Origin of the sequence: Chitinophaga pinensis (assembly GCF_007896845.1) — a bacterium.
GTDB classification, from domain to species: Bacteria; Bacteroidota; Bacteroidia; order Chitinophagales; family Chitinophagaceae; genus Chitinophaga; species Chitinophaga pinensis_C.
The window spans coordinates 22,859-41,289 of sequence record NZ_VOHS01000037.1 but is presented as its reverse complement, the minus strand read 5'-3'; the positions used below and the strand labels follow the sequence as shown (position 1 = coordinate 41,289).

Here is an 18,431-nt window from a genome sequence, read left to right as displayed (position 1 = left end):
ACATTGATGCGATACCGTTTCCCGTTACAATGCAGGGTTAGCTGCATAGTCAGCCCAGAGCTGATCAACGGTTTTACCAGTCAGCGTTACCCAGGTATTGGCGGTGTAGGTATGATTACGTAAAGCGGTATTCAGATTGGTTACAATCGTGCTGCTTACGTGATTTTCCAGCCATGCCAGGAAACGTGCGGTAACGCGGTAAGAATTCGTATAAGACTGAGAGGAAGAAAATGCAGGCAAAGACCATCCTGCTGCTGAGTTATTCACGCCGTATCTGTAACGTACCAGATCCGCAATACCCTCAGTTAACCAGCCGGGTGTACCGCCGGTATACGCCTGAATGATATGCATGATCTCATGCGTTGCTACGTCCACATCCTGTGGATTGCTCTGGAACCATGCCGCACTGTAAGTAACAGTTGTACCGGAAGTATAGGCTACTCCACTGTAGTTAGGGTCAATTACATAGGTAATTGACTTGGTGACACCGGGGTTGAAGCGGGTCAACAGCTGCGGATAGGTACCAAAGAAGATGTCTACGATCTTCTGACGTACTGTTTCATTGAAATTTGGATCGTTGTTGGTCAGGGTCAGTTTATAACCATTGCTGGTATAAACAACAGTGCCAACAGGTACTGCAAGCGCGGCTACTTCGCCCGTTGCCCCTGAGTTTTCATTTACGGCCTTTTCTTCGGGAGTGACGATATCAGATTTGCTACAGGCAGACAATAAAAAGATACCAAGGGTACCGATAATCATGGAATTTTTAAGCGAGTGTCTCATTTTTCTGAGTGGGTTTACAATAGGAGGCAAGTGAACAACGCGATCTACCCATATAAACGCATGATGTCTCTTTTTCGTACATACCTCCCCCACTGCCGTCAGCCTGTTTTTGACTTGACAAGTTGAATACACTACACCACCTGTACATCCGGCCATCCGGCTGCCTCTTCCAGCCGTTTCCGGGTGTATTCCAATCCCGCCTGATAAATAGCGTCGAAACGCTTAAAATCAAACATTCCAAACTGTCCAAGCTCCTCCGGTTCTATAAAAAGGCTGCACAATTGCCTGTTCTTCAATACCGGCTCCTGAATTGCCATATGCATGGTACGGTCCATGGCCGCCGAAATGCTGCCGCCGGGATTATAAGGCGTCATCGGATTGACATGCACACCAACAATATCATGATAAGTGCCCAACAGTGGTTCAACAGGCAGATTACTGGAAATACCACCATCGATATACGGTATACCATCTATTACCACCGGCGGAAACAGCATAGGAATAGTAGAAGCCGCCAATACCGCGGGAATCATTTCTCCCCTGGAAAAAATGGTTTGTCTGCCGGTACCATAGTCCGTAGCCGCGATATATAAAGGCAGCGGCAAAGATTCAAAAGTGGTGTGACGCAGGGTTTGTTTCAACACTTTCTCTACCGTCTTCAATGACAGAAAACCTGATTTCAGGTTTCTCCATTGCATAGACAATCCCATCTTCGTATGCTGGAATATTTCTCTTACTTCATCCGGACTATACCCGTCGCATATAAAGGCGGCAGCAATAGAGCCGGCACTGGTGGCTGCAATAGCTTCGGGAAAGATGTGGTGCTCTTCAAATGCCTTTAATACGCCGATGTGGGCATACCCGCGGGCGCCACCACCGGAAAGTACAAACGGACGTCGCATAGGGATTTTCAACTCCTGATTCATCCGGCTAATATATATAAAGAAACTAAAATCTGCTACCTTTAACGCTTTCAAACGTAACCCATGAAACGCTGCTATCTGCTACTGAAGACCGCACTAATCGCCTGTACCCTACCGGTATATGCTCAGTCAGTGCCGGGCGCCACCACAAAGACTGTCTGCATTACGCATGCAAACGTCATAGACGTCATTCACAACAAAACACTGCCTGATCAGACGATCATTATTGAGAATGACCGGATCGTGATGACGGGGCCATCCAAAAAACTGCAGATTCCTGCCGGCGCTACCACCATCGATGCCACAGGACGTTTTATAATGCCGGGAATGACAGATGCGCATATACACTTTTTCCAAAGCGGCGGATTATATACCAGACCAGACGCGCTGGATCTGAGACATGTCTATCCCTACGAAAAAGACCAGCAATGGGTTAAAGATCACCTGAACGATCTGATGGCCCGTTATCTGGCCTGTGGGATCACCACGGTTGCAGATGTAGGAGGCCCGCTACGCAACTTTACGATCAGGGAACAGGCAGCCAAAGACTCCCTGAGTACCAATGCGTGGGTAACTGGTCCGCTGGTATCCACCTATCTGCCGCCCAATCTGGATAAAAATGATCCGCCTATTGTGAAAGTCACCACACCGGAAGAAGCGCGTGCACTCGTCAGAAAACAACTGCCTTACAAACCTGATTTTATTAAGATCTGGTACATCGTAGTACCCGGTCAACCGGCAGAAAGCACTCTGCATATCGTACGTGCCGCTATAGAAGAAAGTCATGCCCACAGCCTGAAAGTAGCCGTACACGGTACCGAATATGAAACAGCAAAACTGGCAGTCAGTGCGGGAGCAGATATTCTCGTACACAGTGTAGACGATAAATTGTTTGATAATGAAATGCTGCAGCTGCTCAAAAGTCACCAGACCGTATACATTCCCACATTAACCGTCATGCATGGTTATAAACGCGCTTTTACGCAACAGTTTGATTTTCCTGCACACGATCTGGCTTATGGCGATCCGTTTATGCTTGGTACACTGACTGATCTTCAACATATTGACAGCAGCATTGCTAAATTCAGTTACAGACAACTACGTGCCTTGCATCGCGTGCCGTCAGAAGAAGATACGATCATGCTGAAAAACCTGAAACTGGCACAGGATGCAGGTATTAATATCGTTACGGGCACCGATGCGGGGAATATAGGTACACTACATGCCTCTTCTTATTTTACAGAATTGAAAGCCATGCAAAGCGCCGGACTGACCAACATAGAGATTATCCGCGCAGCGACCATCAACGCCGCCAAAGGTTTTGGAAAGGACAAAGACTATGGGAGTGTTGAAAAAGGAAAGATGGCAGACCTCCTGTTGTTATCCAAAGACCCCTTACAGGATCTGGATGCGCTGTCACATATAGAGACCTTAATACACAGGGGTAAAACCATTGACGCCGGAAAACTATTGCCGGTTACGCCTGAAATACTCGCACAGCAACAACTCAATGCTTATAATGCGAGAAATATTGACGCCTTTCTGGCGCCCTATAGTGACAGTGTAATCATCACAGATCAGGCAACAGGACAGGTGATCATGAAAGGGAAAGAACAGATGCGCCAACGGTATAGCGGACTGTTTGAGAAAGCTAAAAACCTGCACTGTCAGCTGGTGAACAGAATGGTGGCAGGAAATACAGTGATAGATCAGGAAAGCGTAACAGGTATGGGAAATAAACCACTGGAAGCCATTGCCATTTATACTATTGAAAATGGGAAAATAGCACGCGTGTCGTTTATATCTCCCTCAAAAAAATAAGCGCCCACTCCTGCCCGGCGGTTTTCTGTATATTTAGTGCATGAGTGGTATTACAGATCTCGCCCGGTTGCTCAAAGACATGACGCCTCAATTACAGCAAGGCGAGTATGTTTTCTGCACCGTACCTGATAATCAGGCAATTGACATAAAAGACATCCTCGGCAGCTTCCGGGAAGAAGAAGGTATCACACTGATTCTTTCCCGGGAAACAGCCGACAGACTACAATTGTCCTATACCTATATTGCTGCGTGGATCACGCTGAAAGTCCATTCTTCGCTGTCAGCCGTCGGACTCACTGCCGCCTTCTCTTCGGCATTGGGCAGGGAAGGTATCAGCTGCAACGTAGTAGCCGCTTTTTATCACGATCATATCTTTGTGGCAAAGGAAGATGCCGCAAAGGCAATAGAGACACTTAAGGGCCTCACAGTCAATCATTAAAAGCCAAGGGGAAGTGGTGCAGTATGCGTAGTGGAAGTGAGGTAGAGATGAGGTGGACTTGATCGGCACATATAACTGTTAATCAATTTATTACAACACCATAAAAAGTACAGTAAAAGATACGCCAATATTATATAATCACAAAGGAAGAGTCTCACTACTGGCGCTTTGATAATAAATTTTGTATCTTTCGTCAGTAAATCTGATTCACCTATCTATCCCTAACGAAACCTACATGAAAACGAACACACTTTCGCGGATAACAACCGCTGTTGTTGCTATCCTCTGTATGAGCGTCACCACTGTATCCGCACAAAAAAAGGTGCCTAATCCAGGTACATTAAACATCGAAAGAAATGGTACGGTCTTCTCCTCTAAAGATATCAGAGGGAATGCTACTATCGGTAGCAGCAAGCTGGCTATTATGAACATGGAATGTACACTGCGTGACGGAAAACGAATCCTGTCCCTGAGATTTGATCTGAAAAAAATAGGGGAATTCAAACCAGTTACTATTACGTTTGATAAGTCTACCGGAGAAGATCAGGTGGGCAACTTCGCACAGTTCCTGAACTATCCGCAGGATGAAGCAACAGAAACTGCTGACGAGGGGTCCGGCAAAGACGTGTCTTCCAGTGCAGAAAAGGGTTCTTTTACTCTGACAGAGATCAGATTTGATGATGTAAAAGCATTTATCTCGGGTAATTTTGAATTTACCGGTCCGAATGATATAGAGTCCGGTTCCGAAAAAACGGTGACTGTTAAGGGTACCTTCAGCGGCGTACAGGTCGTTTGTATGGGTCCTCATCCATGATATTACGATCAACAGCGGGCATACTGCTGAAGTATACCCGCTGTTAATCATAGTTCTTTACCGGTCAGACAATAAAAGAGGTTCTGTAACTGGTGTACATATACCAAAGGTTGTCCGTACGGCACCAGCTGTCCCGGTGCTTCTGCCAGCAGCTGAAAAGAATAGCCTTCATCTCTCACATAGATACTGTCCTTCCGGTTATATCTGAAGGAAAATACATTTTCATCTTCCCCGTGATCTCTATCTCCCTGTACAAATCCCAGACTGCTGAGATGTCCTGTATCGAGTGTTAACGGATGCACACTGGCCAGAGGCAGTTTGCTTTTCGGCAGTGCAGAATTATAGATAAATCCGTCCAGTATTCCTTCTACCTCAAACACCGTCTCATTCATATACAGATCATAATACCATACCAGGTTACCGGAGCGCACGTCAGTTGCTTCTATCATGATACCATATCTTTCTGCAAGTATAATGGTATATTCTAATTATCAAATGAGACACTGCGACTTTCCTTTATAATATCTTCCTCTTCAGGATCATTTCTGTCTATCAGGCCGGCAAACACCTGTACTTTACCACTTTTGAATACAACACTGTCAATGCCTGCATTCGCACCCGCCCTGCGCATATTGTTGAAAGCCATCTTCTTTTCCTTTCTGCGGGCCACATTCACTGCAACCACTCTTACACTGTCTTCTGTATCACTGCTGGTGATGTTGTATACGATCTGACCGCTAAGCACGTCATAATCCAGTACCTGTTCATATTCCTGATATTCCGGCTGACTTTCCTTGCTGACCGTCATTACCGCAAAACATTCATTACCACAATAGTATTCAAAGAAAAGGTGCTTTGTATTTTCGCCGGCATAACGTGGAATGTATTTCCAGCTCAAAGCAAGTACCTGCGACTGCGGAATTACCAGCTTACTTTTTCCATTGCTGCATTCCACATACAGGTCTTTGTATTTCGTGTTATCATCTTTTACAAGATATCTGACTGACCAGCCACTGGCGGTCAGAGTATCCTGTGGGAACTGACCTCCTTCCGGATAGCCCGCATCTTCTCTGTTCACAGGTAATAGTGTTGCTGCATGATTGCCCTGCGCTTTTTTACTGACAGCGCCGTCGCTATCTAAGAACTGAGCAGCAGTATTTTGTGTATTTTCAGCTGGTTGATGGCAGGCAGACAGGAAAGCTGCCACACATGACAATGCGTAGATCTTTGCGTATTTCATAGGTATATTCTATACACTAAAAGTAGTATTCCTCCTACAATTCTTTACAACTATCTTTACGTACCATTAAAGCTATCACAACGCGTGATCATCAGTACACAATAACCATTAAACACAGTGAAACATATCTATGGAAAAGCGCCGTATATCCTTCCTGTATCTATTATTTTAAGTAGTATATTTGAATGGATCTACCCCTTATGCCCTGGATATTTCACGTTAAAGAACCGACGCAGATTTTCAACACCCTTTATGTAAACTCAAAATAACCTGGTAAAATCTATGAAAAGCCTGTATCTGTCAGCGATCCTGCTGGCTGCCGCTGCATTGCAAACGCATGCACAAACGCCCGTTTCTGTTGGCGCCGGAAGCTATGCTTCTTTTCCACCGGCCTCAGAAAACACCATCGATGGGAATAACGATGGCAAGGGAGATCTCTATCAGTTCGTCTATGAACGGCCGATCTATGTCGCGGCCGACAAAATGAACAAGCCTATTCCGACCAATGACTGGTGGACCGATCTTGTTGTGTCACAATATGGTGGTCTGATGTGGGCCTATCCATTAGTGGCAGATCCGGAGGACTATGGCGTCAAAATGTACTATCCGAACAGCTTTGTTGCCGACGGATCCAACATTGCCTACGGTGGCAGTATGATGATCAAAGCCGCCGGCTATACGCCATCCAAAGCGATCGCCAAAGACTGGTCTGACTGGGGCCTTGTAATGTCTCTTCCTGACAGTATCCACAACAAAAATATGGATGTTACCATGGCACATGGTATTCCATTTATGTGGCTGGAAACACAGGGCATCAATCCCGAATTTTCTTTCGACAGAGGCGCCTCCTATCTAACACAAAGTGGTAGCGCCATTCAGTTCCCTACCAGCAGTTCATTTGTTATACAGACGGACGGCCGTTATTTCGGTATCCATCTCAGTGGCAGCACCACTGCGGAGTTACAGGGGCAACAATATGTAAGAATTGACCTCGGATCAGTACAGAACATCACCAAAGTAAGACTGAACTGGGAAACAGCCTTTGCCAAAGGGTACGCCATACAGGTATCCGGTAACGGCACCACCTGGAGCACAGTGGCATCAGAAGTAAATGGTAACGGCGGACTGGATAGTCTGAGTTTCAACACTTCCGGTCGTTATATCCGACTGGCGCTGGGTGAAAAAGGGTCCATCTATGCTTATTCCCTGTGGGAGATGGAAGTTTTCAATGGTACCACCCTGCTGTCCCGCAACAAACCAGTTGAAGTATCTTCTGTAGAAGCTGCCTTTGCCGGAACCAATGTCAATGATGGCAATACCGGTACCCGCTGGGCTTCCGATGGTAGTGCAGCTGAACGTCTGGTACTCAATACCGGCAACGGAAATGCTTATTTTGTGGTATCCGCCCTGCCTGCCCCCGGCGATCTGGCGACCTACGAAACCTACGCATTCAATAAGGTGACTAATACCGCCGTTGGCTATGATTATGATGCCGGAGCCGGTAAGGTCTATGTCAACTGGAACATTACCACCGCCAATCTGAAAGGACAGGCTGCCGGTAACACAATTCAGGGTTTCCTGCCACACCTGTATCAGAATGCCGCCAACAGCATCGCATTCACACCGGTGAACTATGTAACACCCAGAGGGTCTATGAAAACAGCCATTGGAAAGACCTTCTCCTTTACGTACGATTTTAATGGTATCCTGCCGACCTACAATTCTCCTTATCGTAATGCAGCAGATGCCAGCCCTTATAATGCAAACGCCATGTTTGACATGCTGACCCGCTTCTCCAAGAAAACCGGTTATGGTGGCGATACCTACTGGGGTGGTAAAGATCTGGTCAACTATGCCAAATACACACTGATGGCAAAAGAACTGAATCATCAGGCGTATCAGTCACTGAAAGCCAAAACAAGAGAGTCTTTGGTCAACTGGCTGACCTACACGCCCGGCGAAACGGAAAAGTTCTTCGCCCGTTATGACAGATGGGGGGCTATTGTTGGTTTTAATGAGTCTTATGGTTCATCAGAATTTACTGACAACCACTTCCATTACGGCTACCTGATCTATGCCTGTGCGTTGTATGGCATGACAGATCCGGACTTCCTGACGCAGTACGGTCCGATGATCAGACTGGTCGCTAAACAATACGCTAACTGGGACAGAACAGACAACTTCCTCCCATTCTTCAGAACATTTGATCCATGGATAGGACACAGTTATGCAGGTGGTACCAGTTCTTCCACCGGCAATAATCAGGAGTCCACTTCAGAAGCGATGCAATCATGGATCGGCCTCTTCCTGCTGGGCGATATGCTGAATGATGAAGCCATCCGCGATGCCGGCGCCTTCGGTTATATCAGTGAAGCATATGCTACACTTGAATACTGGTTTGACTGGAAAAACAGGAACCTGCCAGCTGCCTATCCGCATAACGTAGTAGGTATTCTCTCCAATCAGGGTTTTGCTTACGGTACGTATTTCAGCGCCAGTCCGGTGCATATCCACGGTATACAATACCTGCCGGTAAATCCCGGTTTCAAATACCTCGCAAAAGATACCACCTGGGCGAAAAGAGAATACAGCGATATGATGACAGAATCAGCTGCAATAGACGGACATACCAGTGAAACAGACTTCGGTGATGACTGGGCACATGTGGCACTCGGTTTCCGACAGTTATTTGATCCTAAATATGCAGCGGGCTTTATGGCGAATAATCTTGCGCTGGCGCCGACTGACAGCAAATACATCATGGATTATGAAGTGGCAGGTATGACTTACTTCTATACCCATGCTAACCAGAACCTGGGCTTTTTCTCTTTTAACTTCCGTACCAATTTCCCGTCCAGCAGTGTATTCGAAAGGAATGGCGCTTTCAGTCACGCAGTCGCATATAACCCTACAGCAAGTGCAAAGACCTGTAATGTGTACAATGCTGCCGGCGCAATCGTTGCCTCCTTCAATGTGCCTGCCAGAACACTGGTAACCTATCCTACCCTGCCAACTACCGGACAACAACCAACAGGATGTTATGGCTTACTGCCGGCTACCGCTACCGCGACTTCCGGTAATGCGGCACTGGCTGTTGACGGTAGTCTGGGCTCCCGCTGGGAAAGCGCCTTTACTGATCCGCAGCAGCTGACTGTTGATCTGGGCGTGGTGTCTACGGTGAATAAAATCAGTATCTCCTGGGAAGTAGCCAATGCGAAGAACTACACACTGACTGGTTCTGTAGATGGTAATACATGGTTGCCGATTACGACAAAAACCAACATGCCTACCGGCAACAGGACAGACATCATTGACAACCTGAATGCTAATTATCGTTATATCCGGATGGATGGTACAGTCAGGAACACACAATGGGGTTATTCCATTTATGAACTGGAGGTATGTGGTACAGCAGCCACTGGTGCAGCACCATTGGCAGCCGCCAATACACTGGCCAGCAAAGCAGAGCTGCAGACGGATGCAGCAGCCCCCATACTCTATCCAAACCCTGCCAACAACTGGGTGAAAATTCAAAGCAAGACAAAAGACGTTTATAGTCTGACAGATCTTCAGGGTAAAATAATCCAGACCGGTAAACTGGATGCCGGTGTCAATACCATTGATATCAGTCGTATGCCAGAAGGCATGTACATCATAAGAATCAAAGGTCAGACATTCAAACTCATCAAATCCAACCGATAAACAGTACCACTGTATAAATAACGAGGGTGTACCGATCAACGGTTACACCCTCATTTTTATAGTGAACAAAACAATCCGCTCAGGATTCTGCAGACACGGCCACGGTCTCCGTGAATGGCTGCAGGTCATTTCTCAGTGATTCAATGATATCAACAAACTTATCGGCCACCAATCCGAACCCTTCATTGGTAGGATGAATTTCGTCATACCACGAATCACGCGCCACGATATCCCGCACATTGACATAGTATACTATGCCGGGAATGCCGCTACAACTTTCTGCAGACGTTTGTTAAATTCATCCACAATGAACTTAATCACTGACTCTCTTTCCGTCTGTGGATTCATATGTTTCAGGATCATGTATTTACCCAGCCAGCTGGTTTTCTTTGGCTGCAGATCCGTATCTACCGGAATGATATAATCATAGCTGTGTACCAGTATCCGCAGGTTAGGATAACGGTTATGCAGTTCCGTAAACATATCCTTATACCATTTTTCCAGATCATCCAGTTTATCATTAAAGGCGCCCTTGAGATAACGACCCGGTGTGATATCATCTTCTGCCGGCGTATCCCGCAGGAACTGCTGGAATTGCGAACCGAGTATGTCATTACCACCTCCGCTGACCAGAAATATCTGGGCCTGTTCTTCTTTGATAGCGTTGAGGTATTCTTTTTCCTTCAGATAGTGCTCCAGAGTATCCCCTGCTTCTGCGTAACTACGGATGGCGTACAGCTTATAAAGATGATCGAGGGTATCCAGCAAACGGATAGGATATTGGAACCACGAATCGCCTTCTGCAACAATACGAAGCCGGTCTGTTTTCTTCAGCCGGTTATACAACCTTCTGCGTTGACGGGTTTCAATAGTGTTGGCTGCCCACAATACCACATCTCCCCAGAGGCCTCTCTGTTCTTCCGGTAACTTTATTTCCGGTTTTAACTGTAGTTGGGTCGGTTGCCCATTCTCATCAGGAACCAGATCATAATAAAGGCCTGCGGCGTAGTAAGAAGTCTCTTCGTAATCCATCAGTTGTTTCAGGATCTCACCATCAATGCGGTTAAATCCGGGGTTATTAAATACCAGAGTGAGTGTTTGTGTGATCCATCCACTGAATACTGCCGGAATGTCGTCATCCATTACAGCACCACGGGTGACTTCCATCAGCCCCTTTACCAGCCCTTTTTCTCTGTCAGCCAATACATACGGCGCCGGCAGATTACCCAAGGCCAATGCCTTCACATTGAACCGCTCAGTGCTGGCAATGATCTTTAAGGTCTCCATACTCAAAGGCCAGTTATATTCCCTTACAAAACTATCCTGACGGATATCGATCCGGTCTTTGCCTTTTTTAGCCATAATAATAAACTTACCCGGCTCCAGCAACCATGGGGAATCTACCTGATAGTCCAGATAACTGCTGAACTGTATGCCCAGATATATCGCTGCTACGTATAAATTTTGATTCGTGGTATTGGTCAGTTTTATTTCCATCGCACCCTCCCATAGGTCTGGACGCTCTTCAAAATTGAAGGTGGCTCTGCCAGCAGCAACATCCAGTTTCTCGCGACAACCATCCGCATACAAGCGGGTCAGTTCAATACGCAATGGTTGCTCAGGGAAACCGGGAGGAATAGTGCTGTTCTGCAGTTCCCTGATGAAATGCCATTGGGAAATGTGCTTCAGGGTTTCTACCAGCTCCAGATTACCGTTTTCTTTCACCAGATCCAAAGGACGTACTACCGGACGGTAAGGATCATTGGCATGTGTGATCACGGCCTCTCCTCCCCGGATGTGCAGGGTGTAGTCTGCACTACGTCCATTTTCTCCTGCGGCACTCTGGAATTCAAAATGGCCACTTGCCTTACTTTCTATTTCATCCAGCAGTCTGGCCATTTCTGCCGGGTGACCATTACTATTATTCAACTCAAGCAGGATCCTGCCATTCAGCAGTCCTTCTACAAAGGCTTTATGCGCACGGTCCTGATCGGGGCTACCATCAATGGTAATACTGCTATAATCGATAAACACATTGTCCACCACAGCGTTCCATTTACGGCTGGTATCCGCAGCATCAGCAATGGTGATCTTTGTGTTTTTATCCACGCCGTGAATAGCACCCAGATTCAACTGCCAGCCTTTGTCATTATAAGTAACTTCAGCAATGGTGGTCTGATCGCTGAGACTGCGGTTCAGGAAACCAAGTGCCAGCAGTCCATCCATATTCTCTGACACATAAATTTTAGGTGTCTGCTCAAAGCTGAAGCGCAGGTATTGTCTGATACGGCTGCTTAATTCATTGTAGGAAACATTACCAGTACAGGCATCTAATGCACCCAGCAGCTTCTTTGTAAAGACACCCTCACCATTCACCTCTACGGCAGACTGATTACTTCACAGGCGGCCATCTGTATATGAAGACCTTCCGGTAAAAACTCGTCTGGTTTTTTGCCTTTGATATCCTCTTCTTTGATATCCCTGCCGAAGATAAAATCAGTCCATTCACGCTGAGGGAATGCACCGGAATAACGCGAGGTGTCGTGCACCATACGTTTATTGACCACGTCATTCTTATAAGCAGTATCCACCAGCCGGCCGCGGGTATTATCTCCTGAATGACAACAATCAAAAATAGTGACGATATGCGCCCCTGTTTTTTCGTACAGTTTTGCGAGCATGTAGCGCAGCTCTTTATCTGTCAACAGGAAATCTGCTGCTTTTTCTGCACCACCATCGTAGCAAACGAGGCATTCCAGTTTACCATCTGTTTCATCCCATATAGGAGCCGCATCTTCCTGTGTACCATGACCTGAATAATAGAAAAGCACGGTATCGCCTTGGGTAGCGTTTCCCAGATGTTCTTCAAAAGCCCTTACAAGACCAGCACGCGTGGCAGCTGAATCTGTCAGTTTCTGTATACGACAGTCAAACGGTGTACGGTTTTTCAGATAGTTCTCTACCTGTTGTACGTCGTGCAGACATCCGCTCAGTTTACGCACCCGGTCATATTCATTGATACCTGTGAGCAATGCAAATACTTTACCGCTTGGCTGTGCAATATCTTTTGTGTCTGTTTCTTCATAGGTCAATGGATTGTATCCGGTGTTATCACTTGCCACGGGCGCATCATCATCGACACCTGCTGCATCAGCAAACTGTGCATTGACACCTGCTTCAGAGGTGATAGCGGGTGATAGTTCGCGGGCGGCGAAACTAAGTGAACGGGCAGTAGCGGCAGGTGTGAACTCCGCAGCAGTAACACCGCTGATCAGGGTATTCCAGTCGAAGGCCGGACCAATATCCCATTTACCGGAAGCGCGGTAATTTATATGTGAGACGATGCCTTTAAAGGTAAGGACATCATCCGTCGTACCAAACCTTTTATCTTCCGGCAGGAACTGTCTGGGGATATTATACTTCGCTGTCAGATAGCGCAACAGGATGATAGTGCTTTCTATCTGCTCCGGGGTATACGAGGCATAATACACCTGCTCTCTGAAGGGCTGGTTAATCTTTATATAGGCAGCGCTATTGCTTAATGCGCAGTATTCGTCTACCGGACCTGGTTTGCCATTCAACGGCTGACGGGAATAGATCGTTTCCAGTACACCATTCTGGGGCACGAGGTAGGCATAATTAGATAATTCGATACCGATGGTTACTTTGTCCTGTGCATTCTGTGTACCCTGATTACCCACTCCCGGACCAATATGGCCGGACCAGTTGGCCGAAGGAAACAACTGATAGATGGTGCCATCCCTTGCGATGACGAAGGGAACGGAGACATGTCTGTCCTGTGTGGTCAGACTTTGCATATCGGACTTCAGATTACCGGCGGTAAAATGCAGCACTATCCTTTCCTTGGTATATGTTGCGGGATAGAAATAATTACTGCGAGCAGGTTTGTACAACTGTCCTTTCAGAAACAACTGTTCATTGGGAACCTGCAGAGAAAATGGCGTTAATAATGATGCTGCTTCACTCTTGAAACGAGCCTCGATCTGGGGTAAAGAGTCGTATCTCATGTAGAGGTTAATTTAATTTTACTGGGGTACTGATAATGCCGGTGCTTTATGGATTATACGGTTGTGTAAAACGTGAAAATGGTGACGATAAAACTGAATTCCCGAAACGTACTATATATGATTATGCCCATTCCAAATATATGATTTATAATCCAGAATCGACTGATAATCCTCACATTACGATACCTATCCGATTCCATGGATGTGCCTGTATACATATTTACCCCCTTTTTATCGGGAAGTCCACATTAACATATTGTCTGTATTCAATACTTAATTATTCATGAGATGTAATAGCATGATCTATAATCCTGTCCATGATTGATAGAATCAAGCAGGATTTTAGCAATAAATACTATTATTAATTCTTTAAAACAACGAGTCATGAAAAAGCATCTTGCAACATGTTGTCTGCTGATCGTATCTGGCGCATTTGTTTACTTCGGGGGAAGCTCCACGCCATCATACGCAGCGAATACAACCGAAGACGAGGCATATGTTGCCTCTTTTGATCAGTATAGACAGGACACAGTTCCCCGGAAAGATACATCGTGGAATAAATCGAAGATGAAGCACAAATCGAAAAAAGACACTACCTGGAAAAGAGATTCAATACCCCAATAAGCTAACTATATACAGGCAGCCCCGTGTAAAAACGGGGGCTGTTTCTTTTGGTCACTTATCCCCTGCGTTTCGTCACATTTAGCATACAGTCCGTATTCTGTTCGCTAGTATTGCTGTCAAATCGCACACTACTATGAGACACACTACTTTCCTTCTGCTGCTCCTGCTGTGTAGTATCCCTCTTACTGCACAGAGACAGTTAGGGAAGCTCAATCAATACTTTAATCATGTTGCGCAGCAAGGGTATATGAATGGCAATATACTGCTGGCACAAAATGGGCATACGATCTACCAGCGGTCTTTCGGTTATGCAGATCTTGCCACCGGCAGATCTAACAACGACGGGTCCCGGTTTAACCTCGCATCTATTTCTAAAGTCTTTACTTCAACCGCGATCCTGCAGTTAAAGGAGAAGGGTTTATTGCAATTGAGTGATACCTTTCAACATTATTTCCCTTCATTCCCTTATGGGAATATCACGATCAGACATCTGCTGACACATACTTCCGGACTACCGGATCTTGAGCTGTATGAGTCATTGATCAAAGCGTACCCGGATACTGTCGTTACAAATGACATCATTATTCCCACGCTGATAAAGGAAAAACTGCGCTTGTATTTTACTCCCGGTGACCGGTTCAGGTATTCCAATACCAATTACTCGCTGCTGGCGCTGCTGGTGGAAAAGCTGAGCGGACAATCCTTTCCCGTCTATCTTGACACATACATATTCCAGCCCGCAGGCATGCGGAATACAAGCTGTGATCTCTCTTCTTTCCGTCCGGCGGATACGGCGATCGTTACACCGCATGTGTATGGAATGCTGTATGACTCAGTGCGGACGGCGGTCTTTAATGTGAAGCGATACCGGTATACGGTCTATAATAATGATGCTGCTACAGGTGCTTCAAACATCGTCAGTACAACCGGAGATCTGCAATTATTTGACAAGGCTTTCTTTGAAGGGCGGTTAATCAGTACGGCATCGATGAAAGAGGCATTTACACCGGTAGTATTAAATAATGGAGATACGTTGTGGGAGCATATGGATACGATGCGGGGGGAAGGGAAAGGTAGTTACGGTCTGGGATGGGATATCTTCAGGCAACCGGGATCCGGCACGGCCGTGGGGCATGGTGGTTTTAAGTTCGGTCTGGCCACTTTCTATTACAGGAATATTGATCTGGGTCAGACGATCATTGCGTTTGATAATGCGCCCGCCCAGCCGTTTGGAGATGTCATTACTGCTGCGTTTTATATCATGAATCAGCGGCCGGCATATCCCACGCATGTCAGACAGTCTCTGGTCCGTCTGTTTGCGCAGGCTATTACACAATATGGCTTTGACAATGCGGTCAGTTGTCTGTATACCTTAAAAAGCGACAGCAGTCACTACTATTTCAGCGAAAAAGAAATGAATCAGCTGGGATATGAGTTCTTATACATTTCGTCTTTCCCGGCACATGCGCAATTGGCGGTACAGACCTTTATGATCAACATGTTATTATATCCGGACAGTTTCAATACATATGACAGCTATGCGGAAGCGCTGTCGGTGACAGGTAAAAAACAGGAAGCCATCCTTATGTATCAGAAATCCATTGCGTTAAACCCAAACAACAAGGACGGAGAGAGAGCCCTGCAACGTTTACTCAGCCAGCGTTAAAGGGTAGCCGGTCTGTGTTGTAAAATAGTGTGGCATTTGCACGCCACACTATTTTTTTATGTTTATCTGTTGTTCAGATCGGCGATCATGGTCACCAGCTGTGAAGCAGTAACCGGCTGCAGATTGAAGCTGACAGGTGTGTAGTTAGTACCACTGGCTGGTGCAGCAATAGTTACATCCAGCAGCTGTGCGTAGAACTGTCCGTTGAGGGCAGTAATCGCAAGGAATGTACCCTGCTGTCCGACAGGTATAATTGACTGATAGCTCAGGAAGCCTTTAAAACCGGCAGGCGCATTCAGAATGATGTTAAAAAATTTAACAACAGAATTGATGTTTCTGGGTTTAAAAAACAGCATACTTGGCTGTTCAGGAGATGAGTTAGGGGTGTCATTATTATAGACATCAAAATAACCCAGCACCGTTGTTTTTGGTCCGCCGGAACCACTAAACACGTCACAGTTCCTCCATTGCAACAACTGGGACAACTGGAAGTCGAGTGTACCGGTCGTAGCGTTAAACAGGGCATAGTCAGGCGCCTGTGTCCAGTTGATACCGGGATCCTGTGAAGCAGGTTGTGTTACAGAAGTCGGTTGGTTCAGCTGGTTGTAACCATTGAGGGTGAAGTACACAGTTGTGTCACCATCCCACATAGGTACTTTATCCTGCGGACGAACCTGTGTTCTTACGACAGTCTGTACGGCAATTGGTGCGGCCAGTACCAGATCAGCACCTGCTTCTGTGGCACGTACAAAGTACTCTCCATAAGACAGCAGATATGCACCGGAAGCAGCGGTAGGCCTGTTACTGAATACAAAGTCTTTCGGACTCAATACTTCTCTGATGGCAACGGAGATCGGACCGGTAGGTGCGCTACCGTCTTTTCTGCGCAGGGCGCCGGCAGGAATGTTGTATTTGTTACCATTTGAAGTGGTAAGCGTTACTTTCTCCTTACCCTGCACGGTGAAGAACTGGGTTTTAGGACCTGCACTGGCAAAAAGCTGTGCCAGTAACTGTGCGTCTCTGTTAGGTTGTGCTTCAGCAGCGGCAATGCTGCCAGAGGGGTTCAGTTTTTCTACAGTGGATTGTTTGTTACAGGAAACAACGGCAATAGTTGTCACCAAAGCGAGTGCTCTGACAAGGGATTTCATAATTATCAGTTTTTAGTTAGGAAATTTCCAGGGTTATTACGCTACGTGTTGTTACATATAGGTGCGACTTAATGCAAAATTAGATGTTGTGACTTGAAATCATACCGCAGGATTCAATCAGGAACAAGGGAATCAGAAATTGTTTAGCCGGAAGTGGGAGTGGTATGTTCATATACTATATAAGGGGAGGGTGTTACTTATTGCATATCTGCAAAAACTTTCGATAATAGCTGTATAACTGATGGTATATGAAGCGTAGGGCTATTGATGAATAAATTCCTGATTCCCGGTTCCTGATCTTTATATGCTGAGGAACTGCTGCATGGCATCCTTCTTATAATCCGTAAAACTTCTGCCGGAAAAATTCTTGAAAAACTTACTAAAGTGTGCGATGTCATCGAAACCTAAACTATAGGCGATCTCTTTCATACTGGCTCCTGAATAGGTAGCCAATCGTTTTGCTTCCAGAATGACCCTCTGTCGGATATGGTGACTGGCAGGAAAGCCGGAGACTTTCTTTACCATCTCATTCAGGTGATTAGGCGTTACCGCCAGTTCATCGGCATATTCAGCGACGAGCTTATATACCATATATTTCTTTTCAACAATGGAGAAAAACCGGTTGACCAGTACCTTGTTGCCTGCCTTTACGACAGGTGCTATTGCGGGGCGATATTGACGGGTAAGATAGATCATGAAGATATTGAGCAGTCCTCTTAATATCTCTGATCTTAGCAGCAGGAAATTGGCAAACTCTTTCAGCATCTTTCCGGCCAGATCTTCCATTTCTTCACGAATGTCGGCTGACAATTGAATAATGGTTGTACCGGATAGTTTGTGAAAGGAACTGGCATGAAATATCAGGGCAGCATTATCTTCGGGCATCAGCAGGAATTCAGGGCTGAAAGTGATGACAAACCCTTTTGTTGTCGTATCGGGTTTGAACTGATGTAGCTGTCCCGGTGTCAGACAATACACCATATCGGCGCCGACTTCATGCTGTTCATTATCTACGAGATAATCGCCGCTACCTTCCAGTACCCATACCAGTTCAAAACTGTTATGCAGGTGCGGAGCACTGTCTTTCAGGTGATGATTGCCGGACGCATCTTCCAGTTTATAGATCTCGAAGGGTACGTGCGCTCTGTCTTCCCGGACCTGGGTCTGCTCAGCATTGCTGCCTGAGGTTCGTTGTACGATGCAACTTCGACTAGTTTTTGTCATAGAGTGTAATTAATGGTTC

At 46.2% G+C, this 18,431-nt stretch carries 15 protein-coding genes; 6 read left to right on the top strand and 9 right to left on the bottom strand.

Annotation, left to right across the window (positions count from 1 at the left end):
• Positions 1 to 24: 24 nt before the first annotated feature.
• Both FEF09_RS24095 and FEF09_RS24090 read right to left on the bottom strand, forming a co-directional pair.
• The gene (locus FEF09_RS24095) at positions 25 to 783 is read right to left on the bottom strand and encodes a basic secretory family protein (RefSeq protein ID WP_261387715.1); all 759 of its coding nucleotides are present in this window, start codon (positions 781 to 783) and stop codon (positions 25 to 27) included.
• Between the two features lie 131 nt (positions 784 to 914).
• Positions 915 to 1,685 (bottom strand): patatin-like phospholipase family protein, encoded by a 771-nt coding sequence (locus FEF09_RS24090; RefSeq protein ID WP_186774496.1) that lies wholly within the window; start codon positions 1,683 to 1,685, stop codon positions 915 to 917.
• 84 nt (positions 1,686 to 1,769) lie between these two features.
• Between FEF09_RS24090 and FEF09_RS24085 the strand changes: the two genes are divergently transcribed.
• The 3 genes from FEF09_RS24085 (at position 1,770) to FEF09_RS24075 (ending at position 4,780) form a co-directional block, all read left to right on the top strand.
• Positions 1,770 to 3,527: an amidohydrolase family protein gene (locus FEF09_RS24085; RefSeq protein ID WP_146307471.1), complete on the top strand. Its 1,758-nt coding sequence runs from the start codon at positions 1,770 to 1,772 to the stop codon at positions 3,525 to 3,527.
• Positions 3,528 to 3,567: 40 nt separating this feature from the next.
• Positions 3,568 to 3,966 carry an ACT domain-containing protein gene (locus FEF09_RS24080; RefSeq protein WP_146307470.1) on the top strand — a complete coding sequence of 133 codons (399 nt, stop codon included), beginning with the start codon at positions 3,568 to 3,570 and terminating at the stop codon, positions 3,964 to 3,966.
• Between the two features lie 235 nt (positions 3,967 to 4,201).
• Positions 4,202 to 4,780 (top strand): hypothetical protein, encoded by a 579-nt coding sequence (locus tag FEF09_RS24075; RefSeq protein ID WP_146307469.1) that lies wholly within the window; start codon positions 4,202 to 4,204, stop codon positions 4,778 to 4,780.
• Positions 4,781 to 4,827: 47 nt separating this feature from the next.
• Here FEF09_RS24075 and FEF09_RS24070 read toward each other — a convergent pair whose 3' ends face one another.
• Positions 4,828 to 5,229, bottom strand: coding sequence for a hypothetical protein (locus FEF09_RS24070; protein WP_146307468.1), 402 nt, complete (start codon positions 5,227 to 5,229; stop codon positions 4,828 to 4,830).
• Between the two features lie 35 nt (positions 5,230 to 5,264).
• Positions 5,265 to 6,020, bottom strand: a complete 756-nt coding sequence (locus tag FEF09_RS24065) for a hypothetical protein (protein WP_146307467.1) — start codon at positions 6,018 to 6,020, stop codon at positions 5,265 to 5,267.
• Positions 6,021 to 6,302: 282 nt separating this feature from the next.
• Between FEF09_RS24065 and FEF09_RS24060 the strand changes: the two genes are divergently transcribed.
• Positions 6,303 to 9,722, top strand: a complete 3,420-nt coding sequence (locus FEF09_RS24060; protein ID WP_146307466.1) for a glycosyl hydrolase — start codon at positions 6,303 to 6,305, stop codon at positions 9,720 to 9,722.
• Positions 9,723 to 9,801: 79 nt separating this feature from the next.
• Here FEF09_RS24060 and FEF09_RS30930 read toward each other — a convergent pair whose 3' ends face one another.
• From FEF09_RS30930 to FEF09_RS24050, 3 genes are read right to left on the bottom strand one after another with little or no spacing between them, the layout of a single operon-like run.
• A complete protein-coding gene (locus FEF09_RS30930; RefSeq protein WP_186774495.1) occupies positions 9,802 to 9,960 on the bottom strand; it encodes a hypothetical protein in 159 nt (52 codons plus the stop codon).
• Positions 9,961 to 9,974: 14 nt separating this feature from the next.
• Positions 9,975 to 12,098: a hypothetical protein gene (locus tag FEF09_RS24055; protein WP_146307465.1), complete on the bottom strand. Its 2,124-nt coding sequence runs from the start codon at positions 12,096 to 12,098 to the stop codon at positions 9,975 to 9,977.
• A gap of 2 nt (positions 12,099 to 12,100) precedes the next feature.
• On the bottom strand, positions 12,101 to 13,750 hold the full coding sequence (locus FEF09_RS24050; RefSeq protein ID WP_146307464.1) for a caspase family protein: 1,650 nt from the start codon (positions 13,748 to 13,750) through the stop codon (positions 12,101 to 12,103).
• A 384-nt stretch (positions 13,751 to 14,134) separates the two neighbouring features.
• Here FEF09_RS24050 and FEF09_RS24045 point away from each other — a divergent pair, with 384 nt between their 5' ends.
• Positions 14,135 to 14,374, top strand: coding sequence for a hypothetical protein (locus FEF09_RS24045; protein WP_146307463.1), 240 nt, complete (start codon positions 14,135 to 14,137; stop codon positions 14,372 to 14,374).
• Positions 14,375 to 14,507: 133 nt separating this feature from the next.
• Positions 14,508 to 16,040 (top strand): serine hydrolase domain-containing protein, encoded by a 1,533-nt coding sequence (locus tag FEF09_RS24040; protein WP_146307462.1) that lies wholly within the window; start codon positions 14,508 to 14,510, stop codon positions 16,038 to 16,040.
• Positions 16,041 to 16,102: 62 nt separating this feature from the next.
• Here the strand turns inward: FEF09_RS24040 and FEF09_RS24035 are convergent, their stop codons facing one another.
• Together FEF09_RS24035 and FEF09_RS24030 are read right to left on the bottom strand one after the other, a co-directional pair.
• On the bottom strand, positions 16,103 to 17,188 hold the full coding sequence (locus FEF09_RS24035) for a hypothetical protein (protein WP_146307461.1): 1,086 nt from the start codon (positions 17,186 to 17,188) through the stop codon (positions 16,103 to 16,105).
• A 300-nt stretch (positions 17,189 to 17,488) separates the two neighbouring features.
• Entirely contained in the window at positions 17,489 to 18,412 is a 924-nt protein-coding gene (locus FEF09_RS24030) for an AraC family transcriptional regulator (RefSeq protein WP_146307460.1), read from the bottom strand.
• Between the last annotated feature and the right edge of the window lie 19 nt (positions 18,413 to 18,431).